Consider the following 24,858-nt stretch of genomic DNA (forward strand, 5'->3'; position numbering starts at 1 on the left):
GGCCGCCCCGCTACCAGCCCGACGGCGGCCCGTACCCCAGCTGCTGCCCCGTCGACGGCTCCCCGGCCCCCGAAGGACCCGAAACACCGGAAGCACTCGACGTACCCGAAGCACCCGCCGCCGTCCCGCCCGCATCACCCAGCGAAGCGAACGGGGTCTCATCCGCCTCCCCCGCCGCCGTACGCCGCCGGGCGGTCAGGGTCCAGGTGCCGAGCCCGGCCAGCAGGACCGTTCCCGCGCCGAGCCCCGTCCAGCCCACCATCCGGAGCGTGGACTTGGTCCCGTCCTCCGCCGGGACGGACATCGCGTCGTCCCCCACGGACAACGCCCCCTGCCGCGCCGCCTTCTTGTCGGCGTCCGTGAGGCCGAAGCCCTGCTTCAGCGCGTCCCCCTGATAGTTCGGCCCACCGCGCGCCGCTCCCGCGACCCGCACCCGCAAGGTGACCGGCACCGTGCCCTTCACATGCGGGGCCACCTCGGTCGGGCTGAGCGTGACCGCGAGGTAGTACCCGCCTGCCACGCTCATCGCACGGACCGAGTAGTCGGCCTTCCCATAGCGGTTTCCGTAGGCCACCGGGGCGGTGCTCACCTCCGTTCCCGGAGACTTCCCCTCCGCCACACCGACGGTGCCGCGCTTGGCGAGCCCGAGCGCCGGGGTGTACGCCCGCAGGGACACGGCCTTGTCGAGGAGCCCGGAGCTCTTGTCCTCGCTGTCCGCGGGCAGTTCGGCGACGGCGGAGAGCTGCTGGCCCCAGTCGACCGGAACCCGGTAGAAGTGCGTCTCACCCGGCCGGAAGTCATCCCTCCACACCCCTGTGGACACCGTCGGCGCGTCACCGAACCGGCGGCCGCCCTCGTGGTGCCGTGGGGTGCCGCTCGGCGGCCGGGGCGGATCCGTCCGCCAACTTCCCTCCGGCGTCCCGCCCGTGGACCCGCCCTTCACCGGGGGCTCCACCATCAGCCGCAGTTCCAGGGGCCAGCGGGCGGAGTCCTGGGCCCCGGCCTGACGCTCCACCGTGACCAGATAGCGCCCCGCCGTACGGCAGGACGACAGCGAACCGGTGTCGATCTGCCGGACGACGTGGTCGGCCAGGGGATAGGCGCCGCCGTTGCCCTCGATCCGGGGCGACGCGGTGTCGCAGGTACCGCCGTCCGGATTCTGGAGCGTGACCCGGACGCCGTCGCGGAACGAGGTCACGCCCGAACCCGGCTGGGGAGCGGCGACCGCCGAGACATAGGCGGCCGACTTCGCGTCGAGTCCGACGGCGTAGTACCGCTTCTCGCCGGGCCCGACGCTGTCGGTGTAGGTACGTCCGGCGTCGAGCGCCGGAGCACCGGCCGCGTCCCCGGCGCCGCGTATCCGGGTGCCCTGGGCGTCGTACCCCCGGGGCCCTGCGCTGAGGTCGGCGGGCGCCGCGAGGGCCTGCCCCTGCGTCATCGCCACCGCACACAGCGCCGCCACCGCGGCGAGGCCCGAACTGACCCTGCTGCGGTCCCTCATCGCGTGTCACTCCTCGTCGTACCGGTCGTGGCCGCAGACCCGCCCAGTTTTGCGTGTGCAAGCTATTCGTTTGCGAGAGTGAACACGCTGGTCCCCGTCAGCAGATCCCCGAAGCCCCCACGACATCATCCCCGCCACGTCGCCAGTAAAGCGGACGGGGCCCCGACCGCTCCAGCGGTCGGGGCCCCGTACCGGGACTCGTGGGGGTCACACGCCCGAACCTGCGGGCACGGAGTCGGTCGCCTCCGTCCACAGATCCTGCTCGGCGCGATCCGCCTGGATCTGGCGGTACACGAGGAGCCCGCCGATGGCGGCCAGTGCGACCAGGAGGAGCTTCTTCACCGCGCTACCTCGTCTCTTTCTTGACGTAGGGGACCTCTGGCGCCCGATGATACACACCGACCGATACCGTTCGGTGACCTATGCCGGGCATCGACGCGGCAAGAACCGGTCATCAACTCCCCGGACACCCTTACGAGATCGGCCCGGAGGAGGGATTCTCCGTCCGGGCCGTTCCCGTCGGTGGGGCTAACAGGACTTGAACCTGTGGCCTCTTCCTTATCAGGGAAGCGCTCTAACCGTCTGAGCTATAGCCCCGCGCTGCACCGAAAGATTAGCGCACCACCAGCCCTGTCCCAAAATCGGTATCGGGGGGCCGCTACTCGTCCTCGGCGAGCGTGAGCTCCACACCACCCACGAAGCCCGCGGACAGGTTGTAGATGAACGCGCCCAGGGTGGCCAGCGCGGTCGCCAGCACCACGTTGATCACGGCGATGATCGAGGTGAACCCCAGGACACGCGGCAGGGACAGGAAGGACTCCAGGTCGAACCCGGTGCCCTTCTGGGACTCCGTCGCCTCGCTGATCGTGCCGCCCACGGCGCTGAAGACGCCCATGGCGTCCATGACCATCCACAGCACCGCCGTCGCGATCACCGTGCAGATTCCCAGCGCGATCGCGAGCAGGAAGCTGACCTTCATGACCGACCACGGGTCCACCCTCGCGACCCGCAGCCGCGCCTTGCGGGTGCGCGGCACCGGACGGGCGCCCGCGCCGGTGCGCGGCCGGCGGATGGCCGTGGCGGCCTGCCCTCCGGCCTGCGACGCGGCCCCGGCGGCTCCGCGGCCCGCCGTACCGCCACCGGACGGCGGGGCGTAAGCCTGCGGCGGGTGGTACGGCTGTGCGGGCGCCCCGCCGACGGGCCGCTCATTGGGGAGCGGGCTGGCCGAGCGCTGCTCACGCGACTCGCGCGGCCGCTGAGGCCGCAGCTCGCGGGTGTCGGTCACCGTGCCCCGGTTGGGGTCGGCGGCCGGGCCACGAGCGCCTTCCTGAGCGGACGCACCGCCCGCTGAGGAGGGGGCTCCCGGTCCGGGCCGCCTTCCGGCGTCCGCACCGCCGCCCGCGGCACCCGTGGCTCCACTCACGACTTACTCCTCGGTCTCGTCCGCCGGGGGCGTGGTGCCCTCGGCCGCCTCGGGCGCGGCCCCCTCGGCTGCCTCGATCCCGGCCGCGGAGATTTCCTCCTCGACCTCTTCAGCCTCACGACCGGCCTCGGCGTTCCTGGCGATACCCACGACGGCATCACGCTTGCCCAGGTTGATCAGTTGGACGCCCATGGTGTCACGGCCCGTCTCCCTGACCTCGCTGACCCGCGTACGGATCACACCGCCGCTGAGCGTGATGGCCAGGATCTCGTCGGACTCCTCGACCACCAGCGCGCCGACCAGGGAACCACGGTCCTCCACGATCTTGGCGGCCTTGATTCCGAGGCCGCCGCGACCCTGGACGCGGTATTCGTCGACGTTCGACCGCTTCGCGTACCCACCGTCGGTGGCGGTGAAGACGAACGTACCGGGCCGGACGACATTCATCGAGAGGAGTTCATCACCCTCGCGGAAGCTCATGCCCTTCACACCGGAGGTCGCCCGGCCCATCGGCCGCAGCGATTCGTCCGTGGCCGTGAACCGGATGGACTGGGCCTTCTTGCTGATGAGCAGCAGGTCGTCCTCGGCGGAGACCAGTTCGGCGCCGATCAGCTCGTCCTCGCGGCCGTCCTCCATCTCCCGGAGGTTGATGGCGATCACACCGCCCGAGCGGGGCGAGTCGTAATCCTTCAGCGGAGTTTTCTTCACCAAACCCGACTTCGTGGCGAGCACCAGATACGGCACCGCCTCGTAGTCCCGGATCGCCAGGATCCGCGCGATCTGCTCGTCCGGCTGGAACGCCAGCAGGTTGGCGACGTGCTGGCCGCGCGCCTCCCGGCCCGCGTCCGGCAACTCGTACGCCTTCGCCCGGTAGACCCGGCCCTTGTTGGTGAAGAACAGCAGCCAGTGGTGGGTGGTCGAGACGAAGAAGTGGTCGACGATGTCGTCCTGCTTCAGCTTCGTACCGCGCACCCCCTTGCCGCCGCGCTTCTGGGAGCGGTAGTCCTCGGTCTTGGTGCGCTTCACATAGCCGCCACGCGTGATGGTGACGACGATGTCCTCCTCGGCGATCAGGTCCTCGATGGACATGTCGCCGTCGAAGGGGACCAGCTTGGAGCGCCGGTCGTCGCCGAACTTCTCGACGATCGCGGTGAGCTCCTCGCTGATGATCTGCCGCTGCCGCTCGGGCGAGGCCAGGATCGCGTTGTACTCGTTGATCTTCGCCTGGAGCTCGTCGTGCTCCTGGATGATCTTCTGGCGCTCCAGGGCGGCCAGCCGCCGCAGCTGCATCTCCAGGATGGCGTTGGCCTGGATCTCGTCGATCTCCAGCAGGCCCATCAGGCCCTCGCGCGCGATCTCGACCGTGTCACTGCGCCGGATCAGCGCGATGACCTCGTCAATGGCGTCCAGCGCCTTGAGCAGACCGCGCAGGATGTGCGCCCGCTCCTCGGCCTTGCGCAGCCGGAAGCGGGTCCGGCGGACGATGACCTCGACCTGGTGGGTGACCCAGTTGCGGATGAACGCGTCCAGCGAGAGCGTGCGCGGCACCCCGTCGACCAGCGCCAGCATGTTGGCGCCGAAGTTGGTCTGGAGATCGGTGTGCTTGTAGAGGTTGTTGAGGACGACCTTGGCGACCGCGTCCCGCTTGAGCACGATGACCAGGCGCTGGCCGGTGCGCGAAGAGGTCTCGTCACGGACGTCGGCGATGCCGCCGATCCTGGCGTCCTTCACCAGATCGGCGATCTTCTGCGCGAGATTGTCCGGGTTGACCTGGTACGGCAGTTCGGTGACGACCAGGCACTGACGGCCCTGGATCTCCTCGACCTCGACGACCGCGCGCATGGTGATCGAGCCGCGCCCGGTACGGTACGCCTCCTCGATGCCCTTGCGGCCGACGACCAGCGCCCCGGTGGGGAAGTCCGGGCCCTTGATCCGGTCGATCAGGGCGTCGAGCAGATCCTCCGATGTCGCCTCCGGGTTCGCCAGGAACCACTGGGCACCCTCGGCCACCTCGCGCAGATTGTGCGGCGGGATGTTGGTGGCCATACCGACCGCGATGCCCGCCGAGCCGTTGACCAGCAGGTTGGGGATACGGGACGGCAGAACCGTGGGCTCCTGGTTACGGCCGTCGTAGTTGTCCTGGAAATCGACGGTGTCCTCGTCGATGTCCCGGAGCATCTCCATGGCCAGCGGGGCCATCTTGCACTCGGTGTACCGCATGGCCGCCGCGGGGTCATTGCCCGGGGAGCCGAAGTTGCCGTTGGAGTCCACCAGCGGCATGCGCATCGACCACGGCTGGGCCAGTCGCACCAGCGCGTCGTAGATGGACGAGTCGCCGTGCGGGTGGTACGTACCCATGACGTCGCCGACGACACGGGCGCACTTGTAGAAGCCCTTCTCGGGGCGGTACCCGCCGTCGTACATCGCGTAGAGCACGCGCCGGTGCACCGGCTTGAGGCCGTCCCGGACGTCGGGCAGCGCACGGCTCACGATCACGCTCATCGCGTAGTCGAGGTAGGAGCGCTGCATCTCCGTCTCGAGCCCCACCGGCTCCACGCGGAGTCCGGCGCCCTCGGCGGGGTCTTCAGGCGTGTTCGGGGTGTTCTCGTCGGCCATTGCTGGTCAAGTCCTTCTGTCGTCTGCGGCTGGGGGCCGACTCAGATGTCGAGGAAGCGGACATCCTTGGCGTTGCGCTGGATGAACGAGCGCCGTGCCTCGACGTCCTCGCCCATCAGGACCGAGAACAGGTCGTCGGCCTGCGCCGCGTCGTCCAGGGTGACCTGGCCGAGCACGCGGTGGTCGATGTCCATGGTGGTCACGCGCAGCTCTTCGGCGTTCATCTCGCCCAGACCCTTGAAGCGCTGGACGGAGTCGTCCTTGATGCGCTTGCCCTGCTCGCGGCCGGCCTGGATGAGCGCGTCCCGCTCGCGGTCGGAGTACGCGTACTGGACCTCGTCCCGGCCCCACTTGATCTTGTAGAGCGGCGGACGGGACAGGAAGACGTGCCCGGCCTCGACCAGCGGCCGCATGAAGCGGAAGAGGAAGGTCAGCAGCAGGGTGTTGATGTGCTGGCCGTCGACGTCGGCGTCCGCCATCAAGATGATCTTGTGGTAGCGGAGCTTGCCGATATCGAAGTCCTCGTGCACACCGGTGCCGAACGCCGAGATCAGCGCCTGCACCTCGTTGTTGTGCAGGATCTTGTCGACCCGGGCCTTCTCGACGTTGAGGATCTTGCCTCGGATCGGGAGGATCGCCTGGTACTGCGGGTCACGGCCGGATTTGGCCGAGCCGCCGGCGGAGTCGCCCTCGACGATGAAGATCTCGCACTTCTCGGGGTCGTTGGACTGGCAGTCGCTGAGCTTGCCCGGCAGCGACGCCGTCTCCAGCAGCCCCTTGCGGCGGGTCAGGTCGCGCGCCTTGCGGGCCGCGACCCGGGCGGTCGCCGCCTGGATCCCCTTGCGGACGATGTCGGCCGCCTCGTTGGGGTTGCGGTCCAGCCAGTCCGCGAGGTGCTCGTTGACGATCTTCTGGACGAAGGTCTTGGCCTCCGTGTTGCCCAGCTTGGTCTTGGTCTGGCCCTCGAACTGCGGCTCGCCCAGCTTGACCGAGATGATCGCGGTCAGGCCCTCGCGGATGTCCTCACCGGTGAGGTTGTCGTCCCGCTCGCGGAGCAGCTTCTTGTCGCGCGCGTACTTGTTGATCAAGTACGTCAGCGCGGCCCGGAAACCTTCCTCGTGGGTACCGCCCTCATGGGTGTGGATGGTGTTGGCGAAGCTGTAGACACCCTCGGTGTACTGGCTGTTCCACTGCATCGCGATCTCGAGGGAGAGCATCCGCTCGGTGTCCTCGGCCTCGAAACCGATCACCGTGGGGTGGACCAGCTCGCCCTTGCGGGAGTTGAGGTACGTGACGAAGTCGAGGATGCCGCCCTCGTAGTGGTACCGCACGGAGAGCGGCTTGCCCTCCTCGTCCACATGGGCCTCGCGCTCGTCCGTCAGCGAGATCGACAGGCCCTTGTTGAGGAACGCCATCTCCTGGAAGCGCCGGGACAGCGTCTCGAACGAGTACTCGGTGGTCTCGAAGATGTCCCCGTCGGCCCAGAAGGTGACGGTCGTGCCGGTCTCCTCCGTGGCCTCGTTCTTGGCCAGGGGCGCGGTCGGCACACCGGTCTTGTAGTCCTGGGTCCAGCGGTATCCGTCCGTCTTGACCTCGACCGAGACCTTCGTCGACAGGGCGTTGACGACGGAGACGCCGACGCCGTGCAGACCGCCGGATACGGCGTAGCCGCCGCCGCCGAACTTGCCGCCCGCGTGGAGGACGGTCAGCACGACCTCCACGGCCGGCTTCCCCTCCGAGGGGACGATGCCCACCGGGATCCCGCGGCCGTTGTCGACGACGCGGACGCCGCCGTCGGGGAGGATCGTCACGTCGATGGTGTCCGCGTGACCGGCCATGGCCTCGTCGACGGAGTTGTCGACGACCTCCTGGACGAGGTGGTGCAGGCCGCGCTCGCCGGTGGAACCGATGTACATACCGGGTCGCTTGCGGACCGCGTCCAGACCTTCCAGGACGGTGATCGCACTGGCGTCGTACGACGGCGGGGCCAGGCCCTCGCCGTCATCGGACGGAATGTTTTCGATGGGGTTGCCGGAATCGGCCACGAAGCGCCCTTTCTGGCACAGCACAAGCCGTCTCCGGGGCAGGCGGGAGCGGCTGCGTCGTTCAACATGTGTCCGCGTGCGCTTCGGCGCGCAAGCGGCGACGGTGTACTCGCCCAGTCTACCGGTAGCGCCGACAAGAATGGGGGCTTGCTGGCGCCTGAGTCCGCATGTGCCGCCCTGAACCGGTCGTCACCGACTCCCCATATCTGGGGAAGGGCTCCAAGAGGCTCACACCGCCACTCAGCGCTTCGGGCTGTCAACCACCGGCTACGGTGACCGGGGCCTCGGGCGTCACCCTGTGCTCAGACGTTCACCAGACGTGATCATCCGTAGGTGTCGCCCGGTCCGGTGGACCCGGGAGAGCGCAGCGGGCCGTACCGGCGGGGCGGACCGCCGGGCCCCAGCACCTTGATCAACTTCACGGTGCCCTGGCCGAGATCGGCGTTGAGCCGGGCGACGAGCTGCGGGGCGAGCAGCCTCAGCTGGGTCGCCCACGCCGTGGAGTCGCAGCGCACCGTCAGCACCCGGGCGTCCTCGTCGTACCGCTGCGGCTCGCAGTGCTGGGCCACCTCCGGGCCGACCATCTGCGGCCAGCGGCCCATCACCCCGCCGACGGCGGCCGGGGCCTCCCAGCCGCGCTCGGTGATCAGCCGGTTGATCGCGGCGCCGAGCGGCAGCGGATCGCGACCGTCAGCGCGCGCGCCGGAGCGCAAGCCCCCGCGGCGCGCCTGCTTCTTCTGCTGGGCCGCGGCACCGCGGGCCCGCGCCTGCTCCTTGGCGGCGCGCAGCGCGACCCGGGCCAGATCGACACCCGAGGGCTCGGGCGGTGTCGGCGGCTGCGGGGTGTCGGTCATACGCGCCGCACCTCGCCCCCGGACACCGCGTAGCGCGTGCCCGTCAGCAGCCGTGGGACGTCGTCCTCCACCGCCGCCGTGACGAGCACCTGCTCACCGGGGGCGACCAGCTCGGCCAGCCGCTCCCGTCGCCGCTCGTCCAGTTCGGCGAAGACGTCGTCGAGCACCAGGACCGGCTCCCCGGCCTCGGTGCGCAGCAGATCGTAGGAGGCCAGGCGCAGCGCGAGCGCGTACGACCAGGACTCGCCATGGCTGGCGTACCCCTTCGCGGGCAGTCGGCCCAGCTTCAGGACCAGGTCGTCGCGGTGCGGGCCGACCAGGGTGACCCCGCGCTCGATCTCCTGCTTGCGCGCCTCGGTGAGCGCGGTGATCATCCGCTGGTAGAGCTCCTCGCGGCCGGTGGCCGCGGCCAGGTCCTCGCCCGCCGAGCAGCGGTACTCCAGCAGAACCGGTCCGCCGCCCGGGGCGAGCCGCTCGTACGCCTTCTCGGCGAGCGGGTGGAGGACGGAGATCAGTTCCAGGCGCTGGGCGAGCAGCTCGGCACCGGCGCGTGCCAGATGTTGGTCCCAGACGTCGAGTGTGGACAGCGCTCCGTCACCGCCGCCGCTGCGCGAGCCGTGCCGCCGGGCCAACGCGGCGGTTTTCAGCAGGGTGTTGCGCTGCTTCAGCACTCGGTCGTAGTCGGAGCGGACCCCGGCCATCCGCGGGGCGCGGGCGGTGATCAGCTCGTCCAGGAAGCGGCGGCGCTCACCCGGGTCGCCCTTGACCAGGGCCAGGTCCTCGGGCGCGAACAGGACCGTGCGCAGGATTCCCAGCACATCACGCGGCCTGACCTGCGAGGAGCGGTTGATCCTGGCGCGGTTGGCCTTGCCGGGGTTGAGCTCGAGCTCCACGAGTTGCTGCCGGTCGCCCTGGACCACGGCCGCCCGGACGACGGCCCGCTCGGCGCCCATCCGCACCAGCGGGGCGTCGGAGGAGACCCGGTGGCTGCCGAGGGTGGCGAGATAGCCGACCGCTTCGACGAGATTGGTCTTCCCCTGCCCGTTGGGCCCGACGAAGGCGGTGACACCCGGGCCGAGCTCGACCTCGGCCCGGGTGTACGAGCGGAAGTCGGCGAGCGACAGATGCGTGACGTGCATGGTGGGCTGCGCCGACCTCCCCCGGCAGTGCTGTGCCCCCGTGGGGGGCGGATTACTTGGAGTTCTCGACCGCGTGGCCGCCGAACTGGTTGCGCAGCGCGGCGATCATCTTCATCTGCGGGGAGTCGTCCTGGCGGGAGGCGAACCGGGCGAACAGCGACGCGGTGATCGCGGGCAGCGGCACCGCGTTGTCGATCGCGGCCTCCACCGTCCAGCGGCCCTCGCCGGAGTCCTCCGCGAAGCCGCGCAGCTTGGCCAGGTGCTCGTCGTCGTCGAGGGCACGGACGGCCAGGTCCAGCAGCCAGGAGCGGATGACGGTGCCTTCCTGCCAGGAGCGGAAGACCTCGCGCACGTCGGTGACGGAGTCCACGGCCTCCAGCAGCTCCCAGCCCTCGGCGAAGGCCTGCATCATCGCGTATTCGATGCCGTTGTGGACCATCTTGGCGAAGTGGCCCGCGCCGACCTTGCCCGCGTGGACCGAGCCGAACTCGCCCTCGGGCTTGAGCGCGTCGAAGATCGGCTGGACCTTGGCCACATGCTCGGGCGCACCGCCGTACATCAGTGCGTAGCCGTTCTCCAGGCCCCAGACGCCACCGGAGACACCGCAGTCGACGAAGCCGATGCCCCGGGCGTTGAGCTGCTCGGCGTGCTTCTCGTCGTCGGTCCAGCGGGAGTTTCCGCCGTCGACGACGATGTCGCCGGGCGAGAGGAGCTCGGCCAGCTCGTCGATGGTGATCTGGGTGGGCACGCCCGCCGGGACCATGATCCACACCACGCGCGGCCCCTTGAGCTTGCCCACAAGCTCATCGAGGCTGTGGACATCGGCGACGTCCGGGTTGCGGTCGTATCCGATCACGGTGTGGCCTGCGCGGCGAATGCGCTCGCGCATGTTGCCGCCCATCTTGCCGAGGCCGACGAGACCGAGCTCCATCAGTTGATCCTTATGCCGTAGACATTGCGTTTCGCACCTGAGGCCGAGCCTACGCCCGAGGGTTGCCGCACAGTTGTGGGCTACACCCGCTCATCCGCTCGCACTCATCCGCTCAGCCGGACCGGCATGATCAGGTACTTGTACGCCTCGTCCGCCTCGGCATCCATCGCCGGCTTGCCGCTCAGCAGGGCGGGCTTGGTGGACGTGGTGAAGGAGAGCTGGGCGACCGGAGAGTCGATCGCGCTCAGACCGTCCAGCAGGAAGGTCGGGTTGAAGGCGATCGAGATGTCGTCGCCATCGAGCTGGGCGTCGACGCGCTCCACAGCCTGTGCGTCGTCGCTGGAGCCGGCCTCCAGGATCAGCACGCCCTGCTCGAAGCTCAGCCGCACCGGGGTGTTGCGCTCGGCGACCAGCGCCACACGCTTGACGGCCTCGACGAACGGGGCGGTCTCGATCACCGCGACGGAGTTGAACTCGGTCGGGAACAGGGTGCGGTACTTGGGCAGATCGCCTTCGAGCAGTCGGGTGGTGGTACGGCGCCCGGCACCCTCGAAGCCGATCAGACCCTCACCGGCGCCCGACCCGGACAGCGCGAGCGCGACGGTGTCGCCGCTGGTCAGCGACTTGGCGGTGTCGAGGAGTGTCTTGGCGGGCACCAGGGCGACCGCGGAGATGTCCGGGGCCTCGGGCTTCCACAGGAACTCGCGGACCGCGAAGCGGTAGCGGTCGGTGGAGGCCAGGGTGACGGTGTCGCCCTCGATCTCGATCCGGACGCCGGTGAGCACCGGGAGGGTGTCGTCACGGCCGGCCGCGATGGCGACCTGAGCGGCGGCGGCGGCGAAGACATCACCGGGGACGGTGCCGGTCGCGGTGGGCATCTGCGGCAGCGCCGGGTACTCCTCCACAGGCAGTGTGTGGAGTGTGAATCGCGACGAGCCGCAGACGACGGTGACCCGCACACCGTCGCTGGAGATCTCCACAGGGCGGTTGGGGAGGGCGCGGCAGATGTCGGCGAGCAGACGGCCGGAGACGAGGACGGTGCCGTCGTCCTCCACATCGGCTTCCACGGAGACACGGGCCGAGACCTCGTAGTCGAAGCCGGAGAGGCTGAGGGCGCCCTCCTCCGCCTTCAGCAGGATGCCCGCGAGGACGGGCACCGGCGGACGGGCCGGAAGGCTGCGGGCCGTCCAGGCCACTGCCTCCGCGAGTACATCGCGCTCCACCCGGATCTTCACCGGAACCGCCTCCTGCTGTTGCTGGCTCGCCCTGCTGGCCTTCGTCGTCGGCTGAGTCGCCGGAGACCAGTCTGACGTACGCCGCCGACAGTCGGTGCGGCTCGGGGTCAAGTCGGCGCCCGGGGTGTCGGGCGGCTCGGCCCGAGGTTGTGCACAGGCCCCACTTCGAAGCGAGTTCCCGGCTACAACTCTGTGGTCGTAGTAGTAGGGCTTGTGGAAACCGTGGATAACTCCGTCGTCCCAGGCCAGGAGCCGTTTTTTATCCACTGCGCCTGTGGGTGGCGCCCGTGGACAACCGGGGTGACCTGTGGATGCCGGAGAGTTCTGCACACGCGATGCACAGCCAACGCCCGGTTCTCCCCAGCGCCGTCCCCAGTTTTACCCAGCTTCCCCACAGCCCAACCCGCCCCCTTGGTGTGATGCCTTTCACTCGACCCGGTGACCGTGTCCATTTCGTTGCCGAACAGTGGACGACGATGGGGAAAAGCTGTGGGCAACCGCCTTCCGCCTGTGGGCGGGCAGTGGACAACTCGATCCGGGTCCTGTGGGCAACTCGGTCGTCCACAGTCTGTGGACTCCGGATAGCCACAAATCCACAACCGGCTGACCTCCGCCGATGCCATCCTGACAGGGCAGCCTGTGGATGCGATCGGGACAACTCACACGTCCCCAGGGTGTGGACGGGGAATTTGCCGCACATCTGTGGAGAATCGCTTCGCCCCGGCACGGAATCGAACGGCTCCCGGGGCTGAACGACGAAGGGCGCCCCAGGAGTTGTGATCCCGGGGCGCCCTCGGAGCGCGATCGCGGCAGGCGGGTGTGCCGTGCCGTCAGCCGTTCTTGATGCGGTTCGTCAGCTCGGTCACCTGGTTGTAGATGGAGCGCCGCTCGGCCATCAGCGCCCTGATCTTGCGGTCGGCGTGCATGACCGTCGTGTGGTCGCGGCCGCCGAACTGCGCGCCGATCTTGGGCAGTGACAGATCGGTCAGCTCCCGGCACAGATACATCGCGATCTGCCGCGCGGTGACCAGCACCCGGCTGCGCGAAGCGCCGCACAGGTCGTCCACCGTGTGTCCGAAGTAGTCGGCGGTAGCGGCCATGATCGCGGTGGCTGTGATCTCCGGGGCCGCGTCCTCGCCGCCGGGGATCAGGTCCTTCAGGACGATCTCGGTGAGACCGAGGTCCACCGGCTGCCGGTTCAGGCTCGCGAAGGCCGTCACCCGGATCAGCGCGCCCTCCAGCTCACGGATGTTGCGGGAGATCCGCGACGCGATGAATTCCAGCACCTCCGGCGGTGCGTTCAACTGCTCCTGTACCGCCTTCTTCCGGAGGATCGCGATACGCGTCTCCAGCTCCGGCGGCTGCACATCCGTGATCAGGCCCCACTCGAAGCGGTTGCGGAGCCGGTCCTCCAGGGTCACCAGCTGCTTGGGCGGCCGGTCCGAGGAGAGCACGATCTGCTTGTTGGCGTTGTGGAGCGTATTGAAGGTGTGGAAGAACTCCTCCTGCGTCGACTCCTTGCTCGCCAGGAACTGGATGTCGTCGACCAGCAGGATGTCCATGTCGCGGTAGCGCTTGCGGAACGCGTCCGCCTTGCCGTCGCGGATGGAGTTGATGAACTCGTTGGTGAACTCCTCCGAGCTCACATAGCGCACCCGGGTGCCGGGATAGAGGCTGCGGGCGTAGTGCCCGATCGCATGCAGCAGATGGGTCTTGCCGAGCCCCGACTCCCCGTAGATGAACAGCGGGTTGTACGCCTTGGCCGGTGCCTCGGCGACCGCGACCGCCGCGGCGTGCGCGAAGCGGTTGGAGGCGCCGATGACAAAGGTGTCGAAGAGGTATTTGGGGTTCAGCCGCGCGGTCGGCTCACCGGGGCCGGACGCGGGCGCGGGCTGGGCGGCCAGCGGACCGGGCGCGCCGGTCTGGGAGGGCAGTACGGGCGGTCCGCCGCGGGCGCGCTCCAGCGGATCGGGAAGATCGTGGCGCTGCTGCTCGTACGGCGGGCGCTCGGGGGCCGCCCCGGGAACGCCGCCCGGACCGCCGGTGCTGCCCGGACCGCCCGGACCGGGGCGCTCCGCACCCGGGCCTCGGTAGTCGCCGCGCGGCGGCTGCTGGTCGTACGGCTGCTGGTCGTAGCCGGAGGAGGGCTGCGAGGCATAGGGGTCGGCCTCGGTGAAGCCGCCGAGCCGGGGCTGCTGCCAGCCGTAGTCGTCCCGCGGCCGCGGCCAGGCGCCGGGCTGCGGCTGCTGATAGCCGGGGTAGGCGGGGCGGGCCGTGGGCAACTCGTCGGCTGCCGGCGGGCGGCCGTAGCTCTCCCGGCCGTCGTAGCCGTCATACGTCTCCCGCTGTTCCCGGCTCTCATACGTCTCGCGCTGCTCCCGCTGGGGCTGCTGCGGGACGACCGGCTCACCGGCGGAATCGTCGACCGTGATCGCGATGCGGATGGGGCGGCCGCACTCCCGGCTCAGCGTCTCGCTGACCACCGGGGCGAGCCTGCCCTCCAGTACGCCCTTGGCGAATTCATTGGGGACGGCCAGCAGCGCGGTGTCGGCGACGAGTGCGAGGGGCTGGCACCGCTTGATCCAGTGCTCGTCCTTGGCCTCGACGCCCTGTCCCCCTTGTCCCGCGCCCTCTCCCAGAAGCCGCTCGAGGACGCGTGGCCACACTGCGGCAAGATCGGCGGGTACGTCAGCCACAGGGCACGCTCTCTCACTCGCTGGGTGGGGGACGCCGACAGGTCCCACGAATGTGTGGTTCTCGGGACGGGCGTGAAGGAATCGGAGCCTGGCCACGGTAGTCAGGCCGGGGTGCACGGTTCAAGTCGTTGTCCACAGGGTGTGTACAAATGTGCCATGCGATGTCGCCGGGCGTTCCCTTGCCCCGGGTGACGCGGCCCAGCGGGTACCGTCGGTACGGCGGCCACCGGTTTGACCGGATGGCGTAACCGCGCGTACCGTAACCAGGTCGAGTTGTCGATGGCTGCTGCCGCCTGCCTCCGATGGGCAAGGATCGCGGACACCATGATCCACGATCGTGAAGCGGTGCACTCGGGCGTATTGCGAGCTACTCGTGGGCGCACGGTGACAGCCAGGCGATCTCCCGCCACCACCCGATTCATTTCTGGAGCCCCCGAGTGAGCAAGCGCACCTTCCAGCCGAACAACCGCCGCCGCGCGAAGACCCACGGCTTCCGGCTGCGTATGCGCACCCGTGCCGGCCGCGCGATTCTCGCGTCCCGCCGCAGCAAGGGTCGCGCCCGCCTGTCGGCCTGAGCAGCCTGACCTCAAGGTCCATGACGTGCTGCCTACCGAGAATCGGCTGAGGCGGCGCGAGGACTTTGCGGCCGCGGTACGCCGAGGACGCAGGGCCGGTCGCCCGCTCCTTGTCGTGCACTTTCGCAGCGGCCTCACCAGCGGTGACAGGGACCCGCACGCATCCGGGGGGAGTGCTCCCCCGGCGCGTGCGGGTTTCGTCGTGAGCAAGGCGGTCGGCGGCGCTGTCATCCGCAACCTGGTGAAGCGGAGGCTGCGCCATCTCATGCGGGACCGGCTCGATCGTTTTCCCGCAGGTAGCCTTGTGGTCGTACGGGCACTGCCCGGTGCGGGTGAGGCGGGTCACGACCAGCTGGCCCGCGATCTCGACACGGCAGTGCAGCGGCTACTGGGAGGGGTGCCGCGATGAAGTACCCGCTGCTGTGGTTGATCAAGCTGTACCAGTGGACCATCAGCCCCATGCTGGGGCCGGTCTGCAAGTACTACCCGTCGTGCTCGCACTATGGCTACACGGCCATCGACCGGCACGGCGCGGTGAAAGGCACGGCGCTGACGGCCTGGCGCATCCTGCGATGCAACCCCTGGTCGCTCGGCGGCGTCGACCACGTCCCGCCCCGGAAGCGTCCGGTGTGGCACCAGCGGCTGCGGAACCGCCTCGGCGGCCATCCGGCTGTGGAGCCTGCCGCACAGCCCGAGACCCAGCCCAACGCCCAAGGAGCCTGATTCGTGGACACGATCCTCGGCCCTCTTTATGACGTAGTTTCCTGGATCATCGTCCAGTTCCACTCGTTCTACAGCCTCATCTTTGACCAGGACAGTGGCTGGGCGTGGGGTCTGTCGATCGTCTCCCTGGTGGTACTGATCCGGATCTGCCTGATCCCGCTCTTCGTGAAGCAGATCAAGGCGACCCGGAACATGCAGGCGCTCCAGCCGAAGATGAAGGCGATCCAGGAGCGCTACAAGAGCGACCGGCAGCGTCAGTCCGAAGAGATGATGAAGCTCTACAAGGAGACGGGTACCAACCCGCTCTCGAGCTGTCTTCCGATCCTGGCGCAGTCGCCGTTCTTCATCGCGCTCTACCAGGTGCTCAACCACATCGCGAACAACAAGACGGTCGGCTTCATCGACCAGCCGCTGCTGGACAGCGCCCGTAACGCCCATATCTTCGGCGCTCCGCTGTCCGTGAAGTTCATGTCGTCCGCCTCGCAGGTCCAGGAGCTCGGCGCCTCGCTGACGGACGTCCGGGTCGTGACGATCACCATGATCGTCCTGATGTCGGCGTCGCAGTTCTTCACCCAGCGCCAGCTGATGACCAAGAACGTCGACCTCACGGTGAAGACGCCGTTCATGCAGCAGCAGAAGATGCTGATGTACGTCTTCCCGGTCATGTTCGCCGTCTTCGGCATCAACTTCCCGGTCGGTGTCCTCGTCTACTGGCTGACCACCAACGTCTGGACCATGGGCCAGCAGATGTTCGTCATCCGCCGGAACCCCACCCCGGGCAGTGTCGCCTTCCAGGCCCGCCAGGAGCGGCTGCGGGCCAAGGGCAAGCTGAAGGAGGAGCCCGCCGAGGTCGCCTCCAAGGAGGCCGCCGAGGCCGCGCGCGCCAACCGTCAGCAGCCCAAGCGCCAGACCAAGGCGCAGCGCACCTCGGGCAGCACCCAGGGTCAGGGCCGCGCCAGGGCGCAGTCCGGTGGCACCGCCAAGACCTCGATTGCCAAGGAGTCCGGCAAGGACGAGGCACAGAAGCCGGAGAAGAAGGCGGCACAGGGCGGCAAGCCGGCCGGCGGCTCCTCCCGCACCACGAAGTCCGGGCAGCGCAAGGGTCAGCAGCGCCCCAAGCACCCCTCCAAGAAGTAACGAAGGAGTCCATCCGTGACGGAAGGCACCACCCCGGCCGCCGAGAGTGTCGACACCCTGTCCCGCCTCGAGCAGGAAGGGGAGATCGCGGCCGACTACCTCGAGGGGCTGCTGGACATCGCGGACCTCGACGGCGACATCGACATGGACGTCGAAGCCGATCGAGCAGCGGTGTCGATCATCAGCGACTCGACCAGCCGTGATCTCCAGAAGCTGGTCGGCCGCGACGGCGAGGTGTTGGAGGCCCTTCAGGAGCTGACGCGGCTCGCTGTCCACCGGGAGACCGGCGACCGCAGTCGGCTCATGCTCGACATCGCCGGATTCCGGGCCCGTAAGCGCACCGAGCTCACGGAGCTCGGCACCAAGGCCGCGGAGGAGGCGAAGGGCACCGGTCAGCCGGTGAAGCTCAAGGCGATGACGCCCTTCGAGCGGAAGGTCGTGCACGACGCGGTGGCCGCCGCAGGGCTGCGCAGTGAGTCCGAGGGCGAGGAGCCCCAGCGCTGCGTGGTCGTGCTCCCGGCCTGACCCGGTCCGGCTTCGTCTTGCACACGGCCCCGTCTGCGCGCAGACGGGGCCGAATCTTGTCAGCCTTGCATCAGCGTTCAGCCACAGTGTTCGGTACGGAAGGACGGTCCCCGTGACGGAAGCAGCGGAGCTCCCCCCGGCGCCCGACGAGGCGAGGGAGGTATTCGGCGAGCGCTTCCCGGAGGCTGTCCGCTACGGGGAGCTGCTGGCCGATGTCGGGGTGACCCGCGGGCTGATCGGCCCGCGCGAGGTGCCGCGGCTGTGGGAGCGGCATCTGCTGAACTGTGCCGTGCTCTCCGAGGTGGTCCCGGACGGGGTCACCGTCTGCGATGTGGGCTCGGGCGCCGGGCTGCCCGGAATCCCGCTCGCCCTGACCCGACCGGATCTGCGGATCACGCTGCTGGAGCCCCTGCTGCGCCGTACGAACTTCCTCCAGGAAGTGGTGGAGCTGCTGGGACTTGACCATGTGACGGTGGTGCGCGGACGCGCCGAAGAGGTCCTGGGCAAGCTGCCTCCGGTCCATGTGGTGACCGCACGGGCGGTGGCCCCGCTGGACCGGCTGGCGGGCTGGGGCGTTCCGCTGCTCCGCCCCTACGGAGAGATGCTCCTGCTGAAGGGCGACACGGCCGAGGAAGAGCTCAAGCACGCCCGTGCGGCGCTGGGCAAGCTGGGCGTGGTGGGGACCTCGGTGCTGCATGTCGGTGAGGGTGTGGTCGACCCGTTGTCCACCGTGGTGCGGGTGGAGGTCGGGGAAAGCCCCGGAGGTGTGCGGTTCGCCGCCAAGCGGGCCAAGGCGGCGCGACGGACTCCGCGGCGCAGGCCCTGATCTGATTCATATGTGAAGTGCCCTCCGTACGGAGGGCAGCAGTGCTCCATACAAGCTGCCTAAACTACGCAATCCGGAGTGTCGCGGCAGATCGCCGGGTCCATCCATGCATCGTGTTTCACGTGAAACGTCGCTCCTTGCTGCATGGAATCATCAGCCGCGGTCGTGCGGCGGCCTCGCCCCGCGACCGCCGACCCCGTAAGGACGTGGATTCATCCACAGGAGAACGGGCCTCGCTGGTTCACGACCCCAAAAGCATGGCAGGCTCTGTTCATCGAGAGCCTGATGTCGAGGAGAGTGAATCCTTGCGGTCCGACGCCAACATCGCGGGGCCGATGACCGATCCGGTCCCCGGCCCCCGTACCGAATCGGCGGGGGAGGATGTTTCACGTGAAACACCGCCTCCGATGGACGACACCCCCATTGGCCGTGCCGCTCAACTGGCGGTAGAAGCTCTGGGCCGCGCCGGCGAGGGGCTGCCGCGACCGGAGCAGACCCGGGTGATCGTGGTGGCCAACCAGAAGGGCGGGGTCGGGAAGACCACGACCACGGTCAATCTGGCTGCCTCACTCGCTCTGCACGGCGGTCGTGTGCTGGTGGTCGACCTCGACCCACAGGGCAATGCCTCGACGGCTCTGGGGATCGACCACCATGCCGAGGTCCCCTCGATCTATGACGTCCTGGTCGACAGCAAGCCCCTGTCCGATGTGGTGCAGCCGGTCCCGGATGTGGAAGGACTGTTCTGTGCTCCGGCCACCATCGATCTCGCCGGTGCCGAGATCGAGTTGGTGTCGCTGGTGGCACGGGAGAGCCGGCTGGAGCGGGCCATCCAGGCCTATGAGCAACCCCTGGACTACATCCTCATCGACTGCCCGCCCTCGCTCGGACTGCTGACGGTGAACGCTCTGGTCGCGGGTGCCGAGGTGCTGATCCCGATCCAGTGCGAGTACTACGCGCTGGAGGGGCTCGGCCAGCTGCTGCGGAACGTGGACCTTGTCCGCGGCCATCTCAATCCCAAGCTCCATGTCTCGACCATCCTGCTCACGATGTACGACGGCCGTACCCGGCTGGCCTCGCAGGTGGCGGACGAGGTTCGCAGCCACTTCGGCGGTGAGGTCCTCAGAACCAGCATCCCGAGGTCGGTGCGGATCTCCGAGGCCCCCAGTTACGGGCAGACGGTCCTCACCTACGACCCGGGCTCCAGCGGGGCGCTCTCCTATCTCGAGGCGGCGAGGGAGATCGCGCTCAGGGGAGTGAACGTGCGGTATGACGCTCAGCACGCCCATGCCCTGCCCGAGATCAGCCAGCACGACCAGCACAGCATGCAGGAGGGGATTCAGTGAGTGAGCGACGCAGAGGGCTGGGCCGTGGGCTCGGTGCCTTGATCCCTCCCGCGCCGAAGGGGGCGGACGACTCCGGACCCCTGGCGGGGGCGGGAACGGTCACCACGTCCGGGGGCACCACCTCACCGACCGCGGTCCCGATGCTCACGCAGGAGCGTGGGGTGGCGGCGGCCAAGGTGGCCGCGCTCGCCACCAACGGCGTTTCACAGGAAACCGAGCAGCCCGCGCCGCGTGAGCCGGAGCCCGAAGCGGCTCCGGTGGCGATGACGGAGGAGGTGGCCGGAGCCCATTTCGCCGAACTGCCTCTGGACTTCATCACCCCCAACCCGCGCCAGCCGCGTGAGGTCTTCGATGAGGACGCCCTCGCCGAACTGGTCACCTCGATCCAGGAAGTCGGTCTCCTCCAGCCCGTCGTGGTGCGGCAGCTGGCGCCCGAGCGCTATGAGCTCATCATGGGCGAGCGCCGGTGGCGGGCCTGCCGTGAGGCGGGGCTGGAGAAGATTCCGGCGATCGTCCGGGCCACCGAGGACGAGAAGCTCCTTCTCGACGCGCTGCTGGAGAACCTGCACCGGGCTCAGCTGAATCCGCTGGAAGAGGCGGCCGCCTACGACCAGCTGCTGAAGGACTTCAGCTGCACGCATGACGAGCTTGCCGACCGCATCGGACGTTCGCGTCCCCAGGTCTCCAATACGCTGCGGCTGCTGAAGCTCTCCCCGGCCGTTCAGCGCAGGGTCGCGGCGGGGGTTCTCTCCGCCGGTCATGCGCGAGCCCTGCTGTCCGTGGATGACGCGGAGGAGCAGGACCGGCTGGCGCATCGCATCGTCGCCGAGGGACTGTCGGTGCGTGCGGTCGAGGAGATCGTCACCCTGATGGGATCCCGCTCGGGCGGGACTCCGAAGACCAAGGGTCCGCGTGCCGGTACCCGGGTGTCCCCCGCGCTCACGGATCTGGCGTCACGGCTCTCCGACCGGTTCGAGACCCGGGTGAAGGTCGATCTGGGGCAGAAGAAGGGAAAGATCGTCGTCGAGTTCGCCTCGATAGAGGATCTGGAGCGCATTCTCGGCTCCCTCGCCCCTGGTGAGGGACCGGTGCTGGAGCAGCCTCTCGCAGAGGCGGACGACGAGGACGAGTAAGGCACTGGCGGTACGGCTCCGTCGTACGGAGTGGCAGTGCGGGGCGGGTCGTGTTCCGATCATCTCGGAACACGATCCGCTCTTTGCTCCAGGGCGGTATCGGTGCATTCGCCGCACGGATACGATGCGACCAGGTATGGCGGATCCATGTGGAGGCGACTCATGTGGAGGGCAGGGCCATGCGATCGGTGAGCCGCACCGGACTGTTGGCCACAGGATTGGGCCTGGGAGCTGTCGGCGGGTTTGTCGGCAGTCTGCTCAGGGAGCGTAGTGCTCTGTCAGCCGCCCGCGCCGCGGCTGGCCATGGAAGTGAGGGACTGGCTTCATGGGGCGTCGGCTCGTACCGCTCACGCTGGACAACCTCCCGGACATCCCCAAGCGCTGTCGCGCCTGTGTCTTCTGGGAGCTCGACCCCGTCAGCGGCGAAGCCGCTGTAAGGGCCGGCCGGCCGGAGCTGGAGAAGGAAGCGTGGATCTCCGCTGTTCTGCTGGAGTGGGGCTCCTGCGGCCGGGTGGTCTATGTCGATGAGGTGCCGGTGGGCTTTGTGCTCTACGCGCCTCCCGCCTATGTGCCACGGTCCACGGCCTTCCCGACGAGTCCGGTTGCGGCCGATGCCGTGCAGCTGATGACCGCCTGGCTGATGCCCGGCTACCAGGGGCAGGGGCTGGGCCGGGTGATGGTCCAGACGGTCGCCAAGGATCTGATCCGCCGGGGCTTCAAGGCGATCGAGGCGTTCGGGGACGCCACCTGGAAGGAACCGGCGTGTGTACTGCCCGCCGACCACCTTCTCGCGGTGGGCTTCAAGACGGTCCGCCCCCACCATCGGTATCCACGGCTGAGACTGGAGCTGAGAACGACGATCTCCTGGAAGGAGGACGTCGAACTGGCCTTGGACCGGCTGCTCGGCGCGGTCCAGAAGGAGCCGGCGCTTCGTCCGCTGTGAGGGTTCCACGTGAAACACCAAGGGGCCGCCCGGAGGGCGGCCCCTTGGTGTGGGCGGCTGTTGGCTCAGCCGATGAAGTCGGCCAGATCGCGCTCGATCGCGGCCTTCGGCTTGGCACCGACGATGGTCTTGGCGACCTCGCCGCCCTGGTAGACGTTGAGCGTCGGGATGGACATCACGCCGTACTTGGCGGCGGTGGCCGGGTTCTCGTCAATGTTGAGTTTGGCAATGACGATCTTGTCGGCGTGCTCGGCCGCGATCGCCTCGAGGGACGGGGCGATCTGGCGGCACGGACCGCACCAGGCGGCCCAGAAGTCGACGAGTACCGGCTTGTCGCTCTTGAGGACGGTCTCCTCGAAGTCGGCGTCCGTCACGGTGACCGTGGCACCGGCCATGGCTATCTCCTTAGTGGGTTGGTGCAGGGGTGGGAAGCGGAGTCAGACGGTGGCGTCGCCGTCGCCCAGGGCGGCGAGGTACCGCTCGGCGTCCAGGGCGGCGGCACAGCCGGTGCCCGCCGCGGTGATCGCCTGACGGTAGGTGTGGTCCACGACATCGCCCGAGGCGAAGACACCGGTGAGGTTCGTCCGGGTGGAGGGCGAGTCCACCTTGAGGTAGCCCTCATCGTCCAGGTTCAGCTGGCCCTTGAACAGCTCGGTGCGCGGGTCGTGGCCGATCGCGATGAACAGTCCGGTCACCGGCAGCTCGGAGGTCTCCCCCGTCTTGACGTCCCGGAGAGTCAGACCGGAGAGCTTGCCGTCGCCGTGGAGATCGGTGACCTCGCTGTCCCAGATGAACGAGATCTTGGGGTCGGCGAAGGCGCGCTCCTGCATCGCCTTGCTGGCGCGGAGGGTGTCCCGGCGGTGGACGACGGTGACCGACTTGGCGAAGCGCGAGAGGAAGGTCGCCTCCTCCATCGCGGTGTCGCCGCCGCCGATGACGGCGATGTCCTGGTCCTTGAAGAAGAACCCGTCACAGGTGGCGCACCAGGAGACACCGCGGCCGGAGAGCTCGTCCTCACGCGGCAGCCCCAGCTTGCGGTGCTGGGAGCCGGTGCTGACGATGACCGCCTTGGCGCGGTGAATCGTGCCCGCGGAGTCGGTGACGGTCTTGATGTCCTCGCTGAGGTCTACCGCGGCCACGTCGTCCGGGACGAGCTCGGCGCCGAAGCGCTCGGCCTGGGCCCGCATGTTGTCCATCAGGTCCGGGCCCATGATCCCGTCACGGAAGCCGGGGAAGTTCTCCACGTCGGTGGTGTTCATCAGAGCACCACCGGCGGTCACGGAACCTTCGAAGACCAGCGGCTTCAAGGAAGCACGGGCGGTGTAGAGCGCGGCTGTATAGCCGGCGGGCCCGGAACCGATGATGATCACGTTGCGGACGTCGCTCACGGATGTCTTCCTTGTCTCTGCCGACTGCCACTGCTGACTGGGCGGCGCTCCCGGGTTGCCCCGGAAAACACTGCCACCCCACCCAACGGATCCTACGGGTCCGGCATTCCCGGGTGGCGTCAGGCGGGGCCTGTGTGCGCCGTGCCTCAGCCCCGCGGGTAGGTGCGGGTCTCCAGGAGCTTTCCGGTGGAGGACGGTGAGGACGAGACACAGGACGCGTCGATCACGAAGGCATCGACACGCGAGCTGTCGGAGGGGTGCGGCAGCACGACGACATAAGCGGCCTTGCCGTCGTAGGTGTCCTGCTGCGCGGCGAGCGCGGGCTCCGTACGGCCGATGCCCTTCTGGACGCAGGAGGGGACCTTCGGGTCCTCCGCGCGGAGCGGCACATCGGGGATGCCCTTGGAGGTGGCACCCGGCGAGGCGGTGGCCTTACGGTCGGTGAGCATCTCGTGGACCCGGTCCTTGAGAGTCCCGGCCGACAGGGTGTCCTGGTGCTCGGTGGAGTTCCGGCTGGCGCTGGGGCCGGCGCCGGTGTCATCACCGGAGGTGGCTTCCTGGACGAAGAAGGTACCCAGGCCGATAACGGCCACGGCGCACGCGGACCCGAGGAGGATCCTGGGCCAGTGGCGGGCGCGGCTGGAACGGGTGCCGGGGCGGGTGGATCCGCGGCCCGGTCCGGTGGCACCTCGTGGCCGCCCGGCGGGCCGGTCCGTGGTCACCGACGGCTTGGACGCGCCTGGTGTGCGATCAGTGTCATGAGCTGTTTCACGTGAAACGCGGTCGGGCGAGGGCGACAGCTCCGGAGTTTCACGTGAAACAGCCGTGCGGCTCTCGGATGTCTCGGGAGCGGTCGCGTCGAGGAGTGCTTCAGCGGCGAGAGCGGCGTCGATCCGGCCCGCGACATCGGCGGGCATCTGCACCGGTCCCGGGAGGGTGCCGAGGAGTGAGCGGATCTCGTCGAGCGAGGACCGTACATCGGCGCACAGCACACAGCCCGCGAGATGAGTGCGCACATCGACGGTCCTGGACGGAGAGAGCAGCCCCTCGGTGAGCGCGGAGATCTCCGCGACGTCCGGGTGCTCGTCCGTGTCCGTCGAGGATGTCACGCTCGCCCACCTCCGCCCTTCACGGCATCTGTGTCATTCGGTCCTGCCGTCGGTGGGACGGACGTCCTCTGCGTCCGGTTCCTTGCCCCGCCCGAAGAGGTACTACCCCTCCCATTGGGGTGGAGATGCGACAGCAGGGGGAGGAGTCGTGCGCGTCCCCGTGCGCAGCGGCTTTTCACCGTACCGGTGGGAACGTCCAGGACCTCCGCCGCCTCCGCTACGGGATAACCCTGCATATCGACCAGGACGAGTGCGGCACGCTGCTCGGCGGGGAGGGTGCGCAGCGCCTGAAGGAGTTCACGGTGGAGATCGCCGCGCTCGGCGGGGGCGGCGGCCGACTCATGCGGTTCGAGGAGCTGCTCCAGCCGGTCGGTGTCGGCGACCGGGGAGGTGCGGCGGGAGGCCGTCTTACGGGCCCGGTCCAGACAGGCATTGACCGTGATGCGGTGGAGCCAGGTGGTGACGGCGGACTGGCCGCGGAAGGTGTGGGCGGCACGGTAGGCGGAGACGAGCGCGTCCTGGACCGCGTCGGCGGCTTCCTCACGGTCGCCGAGGGTGCGCAGCGCCACCGCCCAGAGTCTGTCGCGGTGGCGCCGCACTATCTCGCCGAAGGCGTCCGGATCGCCCTTGACATGCCGGGCAAGGAGCTCGGCGTCGCTCGCCTCGCCGATGGTGGCGTCGTCCAACGTCAAGCCTCCTCCCCTCGTGGCTGACCG

The 24,858-nt window shown here is 68.9% G+C and carries 23 protein-coding genes and 1 tRNA gene; 9 read left to right on the forward strand and 15 right to left on the reverse strand.

The annotated features are described in order from the left end of the window. Positions 1-10: 10 nt before the first annotated feature. The 11 genes from HUT19_RS20105 to dnaA form a co-directional block, all read right to left on the reverse strand. The gene (locus HUT19_RS20105) at positions 11-1,501 is read right to left on the reverse strand and encodes a hypothetical protein (RefSeq protein ID WP_176181803.1); all 1,491 of its coding nucleotides are present in this window, start codon (positions 1,499-1,501) and stop codon (positions 11-13) included. 207 nt (positions 1,502-1,708) lie between these two features. Then, positions 1,709-1,843, reverse strand: coding sequence for a DLW-39 family protein (locus tag HUT19_RS42300; protein ID WP_003958712.1), 135 nt, complete (start codon positions 1,841-1,843; stop codon positions 1,709-1,711). A gap of 181 nt (positions 1,844-2,024) precedes the next feature. Further along, a tRNA-Ile gene (locus tag HUT19_RS20115) sits at positions 2,025-2,098 on the reverse strand. A gap of 61 nt (positions 2,099-2,159) precedes the next feature. Beyond that, a complete protein-coding gene (locus HUT19_RS20120; protein ID WP_176181804.1) occupies positions 2,160-2,924 on the reverse strand; it encodes a DUF3566 domain-containing protein in 765 nt (254 codons plus the stop codon). Between the two features lie 3 nt (positions 2,925-2,927). Next, positions 2,928-5,540, reverse strand: a complete 2,613-nt coding sequence (gene gyrA, locus HUT19_RS20125; RefSeq protein WP_176181805.1) for a DNA gyrase subunit A — start codon at positions 5,538-5,540, stop codon at positions 2,928-2,930. A gap of 41 nt (positions 5,541-5,581) precedes the next feature. Continuing rightward, positions 5,582-7,609, reverse strand: coding sequence for a DNA topoisomerase (ATP-hydrolyzing) subunit B (gene gyrB / locus HUT19_RS20130; RefSeq protein ID WP_176181806.1), 2,028 nt, complete (start codon positions 7,607-7,609; stop codon positions 5,582-5,584). Positions 7,610-7,908: 299 nt separating this feature from the next. Then, the gene (locus HUT19_RS20135) at positions 7,909-8,439 is read right to left on the reverse strand and encodes a DUF721 domain-containing protein (RefSeq protein WP_176181807.1); all 531 of its coding nucleotides are present in this window, start codon (positions 8,437-8,439) and stop codon (positions 7,909-7,911) included. Continuing rightward, positions 8,436-9,578: a DNA replication/repair protein RecF gene (gene recF, locus HUT19_RS20140; RefSeq protein WP_176181808.1), complete on the reverse strand. Its 1,143-nt coding sequence runs from the start codon at positions 9,576-9,578 to the stop codon at positions 8,436-8,438. The genes HUT19_RS20135 and recF overlap by 4 nt, the downstream gene beginning before the upstream one ends. Before the next feature lie 52 nt (positions 9,579-9,630). Continuing rightward, a complete protein-coding gene (gnd, locus tag HUT19_RS20145; RefSeq protein WP_176181809.1) occupies positions 9,631-10,509 on the reverse strand; it encodes a phosphogluconate dehydrogenase (NAD(+)-dependent, decarboxylating) in 879 nt (292 codons plus the stop codon). Between the two features lie 104 nt (positions 10,510-10,613). Next, entirely contained in the window at positions 10,614-11,744 is a 1,131-nt protein-coding gene (dnaN, locus tag HUT19_RS20150) for a DNA polymerase III subunit beta (RefSeq protein WP_176181810.1), read from the reverse strand. An 830-nt stretch (positions 11,745-12,574) separates the two neighbouring features. Next, a complete protein-coding gene (gene dnaA, locus HUT19_RS20155) occupies positions 12,575-14,440 on the reverse strand; it encodes a chromosomal replication initiator protein DnaA (RefSeq protein ID WP_176181811.1) in 1,866 nt (621 codons plus the stop codon). Positions 14,441-14,877: 437 nt separating this feature from the next. Between dnaA and rpmH the strand changes: the two genes are divergently transcribed. From rpmH to HUT19_RS20200, 9 genes are all read left to right on the forward strand, one after another. After that, on the forward strand, positions 14,878-15,015 hold the full coding sequence (rpmH, locus tag HUT19_RS20160) for a 50S ribosomal protein L34 (RefSeq protein ID WP_003956500.1): 138 nt from the start codon (positions 14,878-14,880) through the stop codon (positions 15,013-15,015). A gap of 25 nt (positions 15,016-15,040) precedes the next feature. Further along, on the forward strand, positions 15,041-15,424 hold the full coding sequence (rnpA, locus tag HUT19_RS20165; RefSeq protein ID WP_176181812.1) for a ribonuclease P protein component: 384 nt from the start codon (positions 15,041-15,043) through the stop codon (positions 15,422-15,424). Beyond that, the gene (gene yidD, locus HUT19_RS20170; protein WP_030827780.1) at positions 15,421-15,738 is read left to right on the forward strand and encodes a membrane protein insertion efficiency factor YidD; all 318 of its coding nucleotides are present in this window, start codon (positions 15,421-15,423) and stop codon (positions 15,736-15,738) included. The genes rnpA and yidD overlap by 4 nt, the downstream gene beginning before the upstream one ends. A 3-nt stretch (positions 15,739-15,741) precedes the next feature. Continuing rightward, positions 15,742-16,875, forward strand: a complete 1,134-nt coding sequence (gene yidC / locus HUT19_RS20175; RefSeq protein ID WP_176181813.1) for a membrane protein insertase YidC — start codon at positions 15,742-15,744, stop codon at positions 16,873-16,875. A 15-nt stretch (positions 16,876-16,890) separates the two neighbouring features. Next, positions 16,891-17,400 carry a R3H domain-containing nucleic acid-binding protein gene (locus tag HUT19_RS20180; protein ID WP_176181814.1) on the forward strand — a complete coding sequence of 170 codons (510 nt, stop codon included), beginning with the start codon at positions 16,891-16,893 and terminating at the stop codon, positions 17,398-17,400. A gap of 112 nt (positions 17,401-17,512) precedes the next feature. Beyond that, positions 17,513-18,226, forward strand: a complete 714-nt coding sequence (gene rsmG, locus HUT19_RS20185) for a 16S rRNA (guanine(527)-N(7))-methyltransferase RsmG (protein ID WP_176181815.1) — start codon at positions 17,513-17,515, stop codon at positions 18,224-18,226. Between the two features lie 257 nt (positions 18,227-18,483). Next, on the forward strand, positions 18,484-19,569 hold the full coding sequence (locus tag HUT19_RS20190) for a ParA family protein (RefSeq protein ID WP_176181816.1): 1,086 nt from the start codon (positions 18,484-18,486) through the stop codon (positions 19,567-19,569). Then, entirely contained in the window at positions 19,566-20,702 is a 1,137-nt protein-coding gene (locus tag HUT19_RS20195) for a ParB/RepB/Spo0J family partition protein (RefSeq protein WP_176181817.1), read from the forward strand. The genes HUT19_RS20190 and HUT19_RS20195 overlap by 4 nt, the downstream gene beginning before the upstream one ends. 325 nt (positions 20,703-21,027) lie before the next feature. Then, the gene (locus tag HUT19_RS20200; RefSeq protein ID WP_176181818.1) at positions 21,028-21,645 is read left to right on the forward strand and encodes a GNAT family N-acetyltransferase; all 618 of its coding nucleotides are present in this window, start codon (positions 21,028-21,030) and stop codon (positions 21,643-21,645) included. Between the two features lie 65 nt (positions 21,646-21,710). Here HUT19_RS20200 and trxA read toward each other — a convergent pair whose 3' ends face one another. The 4 genes from trxA to sigM form a co-directional block, all read right to left on the reverse strand. Continuing rightward, complete coding sequence (gene trxA, locus HUT19_RS20205; RefSeq protein ID WP_009716492.1) at positions 21,711-22,040, reverse strand: thioredoxin; 330 nt, start codon at positions 22,038-22,040, stop codon at positions 21,711-21,713. Between the two features lie 42 nt (positions 22,041-22,082). After that, entirely contained in the window at positions 22,083-23,033 is a 951-nt protein-coding gene (gene trxB, locus HUT19_RS20210) for a thioredoxin-disulfide reductase (protein ID WP_176181819.1), read from the reverse strand. 146 nt (positions 23,034-23,179) lie between these two features. Then, the gene (locus HUT19_RS20215) at positions 23,180-24,142 is read right to left on the reverse strand and encodes a hypothetical protein (RefSeq protein WP_176181820.1); all 963 of its coding nucleotides are present in this window, start codon (positions 24,140-24,142) and stop codon (positions 23,180-23,182) included. Further along, positions 24,139-24,828, reverse strand: a complete 690-nt coding sequence (sigM, locus tag HUT19_RS20220) for an RNA polymerase sigma factor SigM (RefSeq protein WP_176187085.1) — start codon at positions 24,826-24,828, stop codon at positions 24,139-24,141. The genes HUT19_RS20215 and sigM overlap by 4 nt, the downstream gene beginning before the upstream one ends. Between the last annotated feature and the right edge of the window lie 30 nt (positions 24,829-24,858).

The sequence above is a fragment of the Streptomyces sp. NA02950 genome, from assembly GCF_013364155.1.
Classification (GTDB): Bacteria; Actinomycetota; Actinomycetes; order Streptomycetales; family Streptomycetaceae; genus Streptomyces.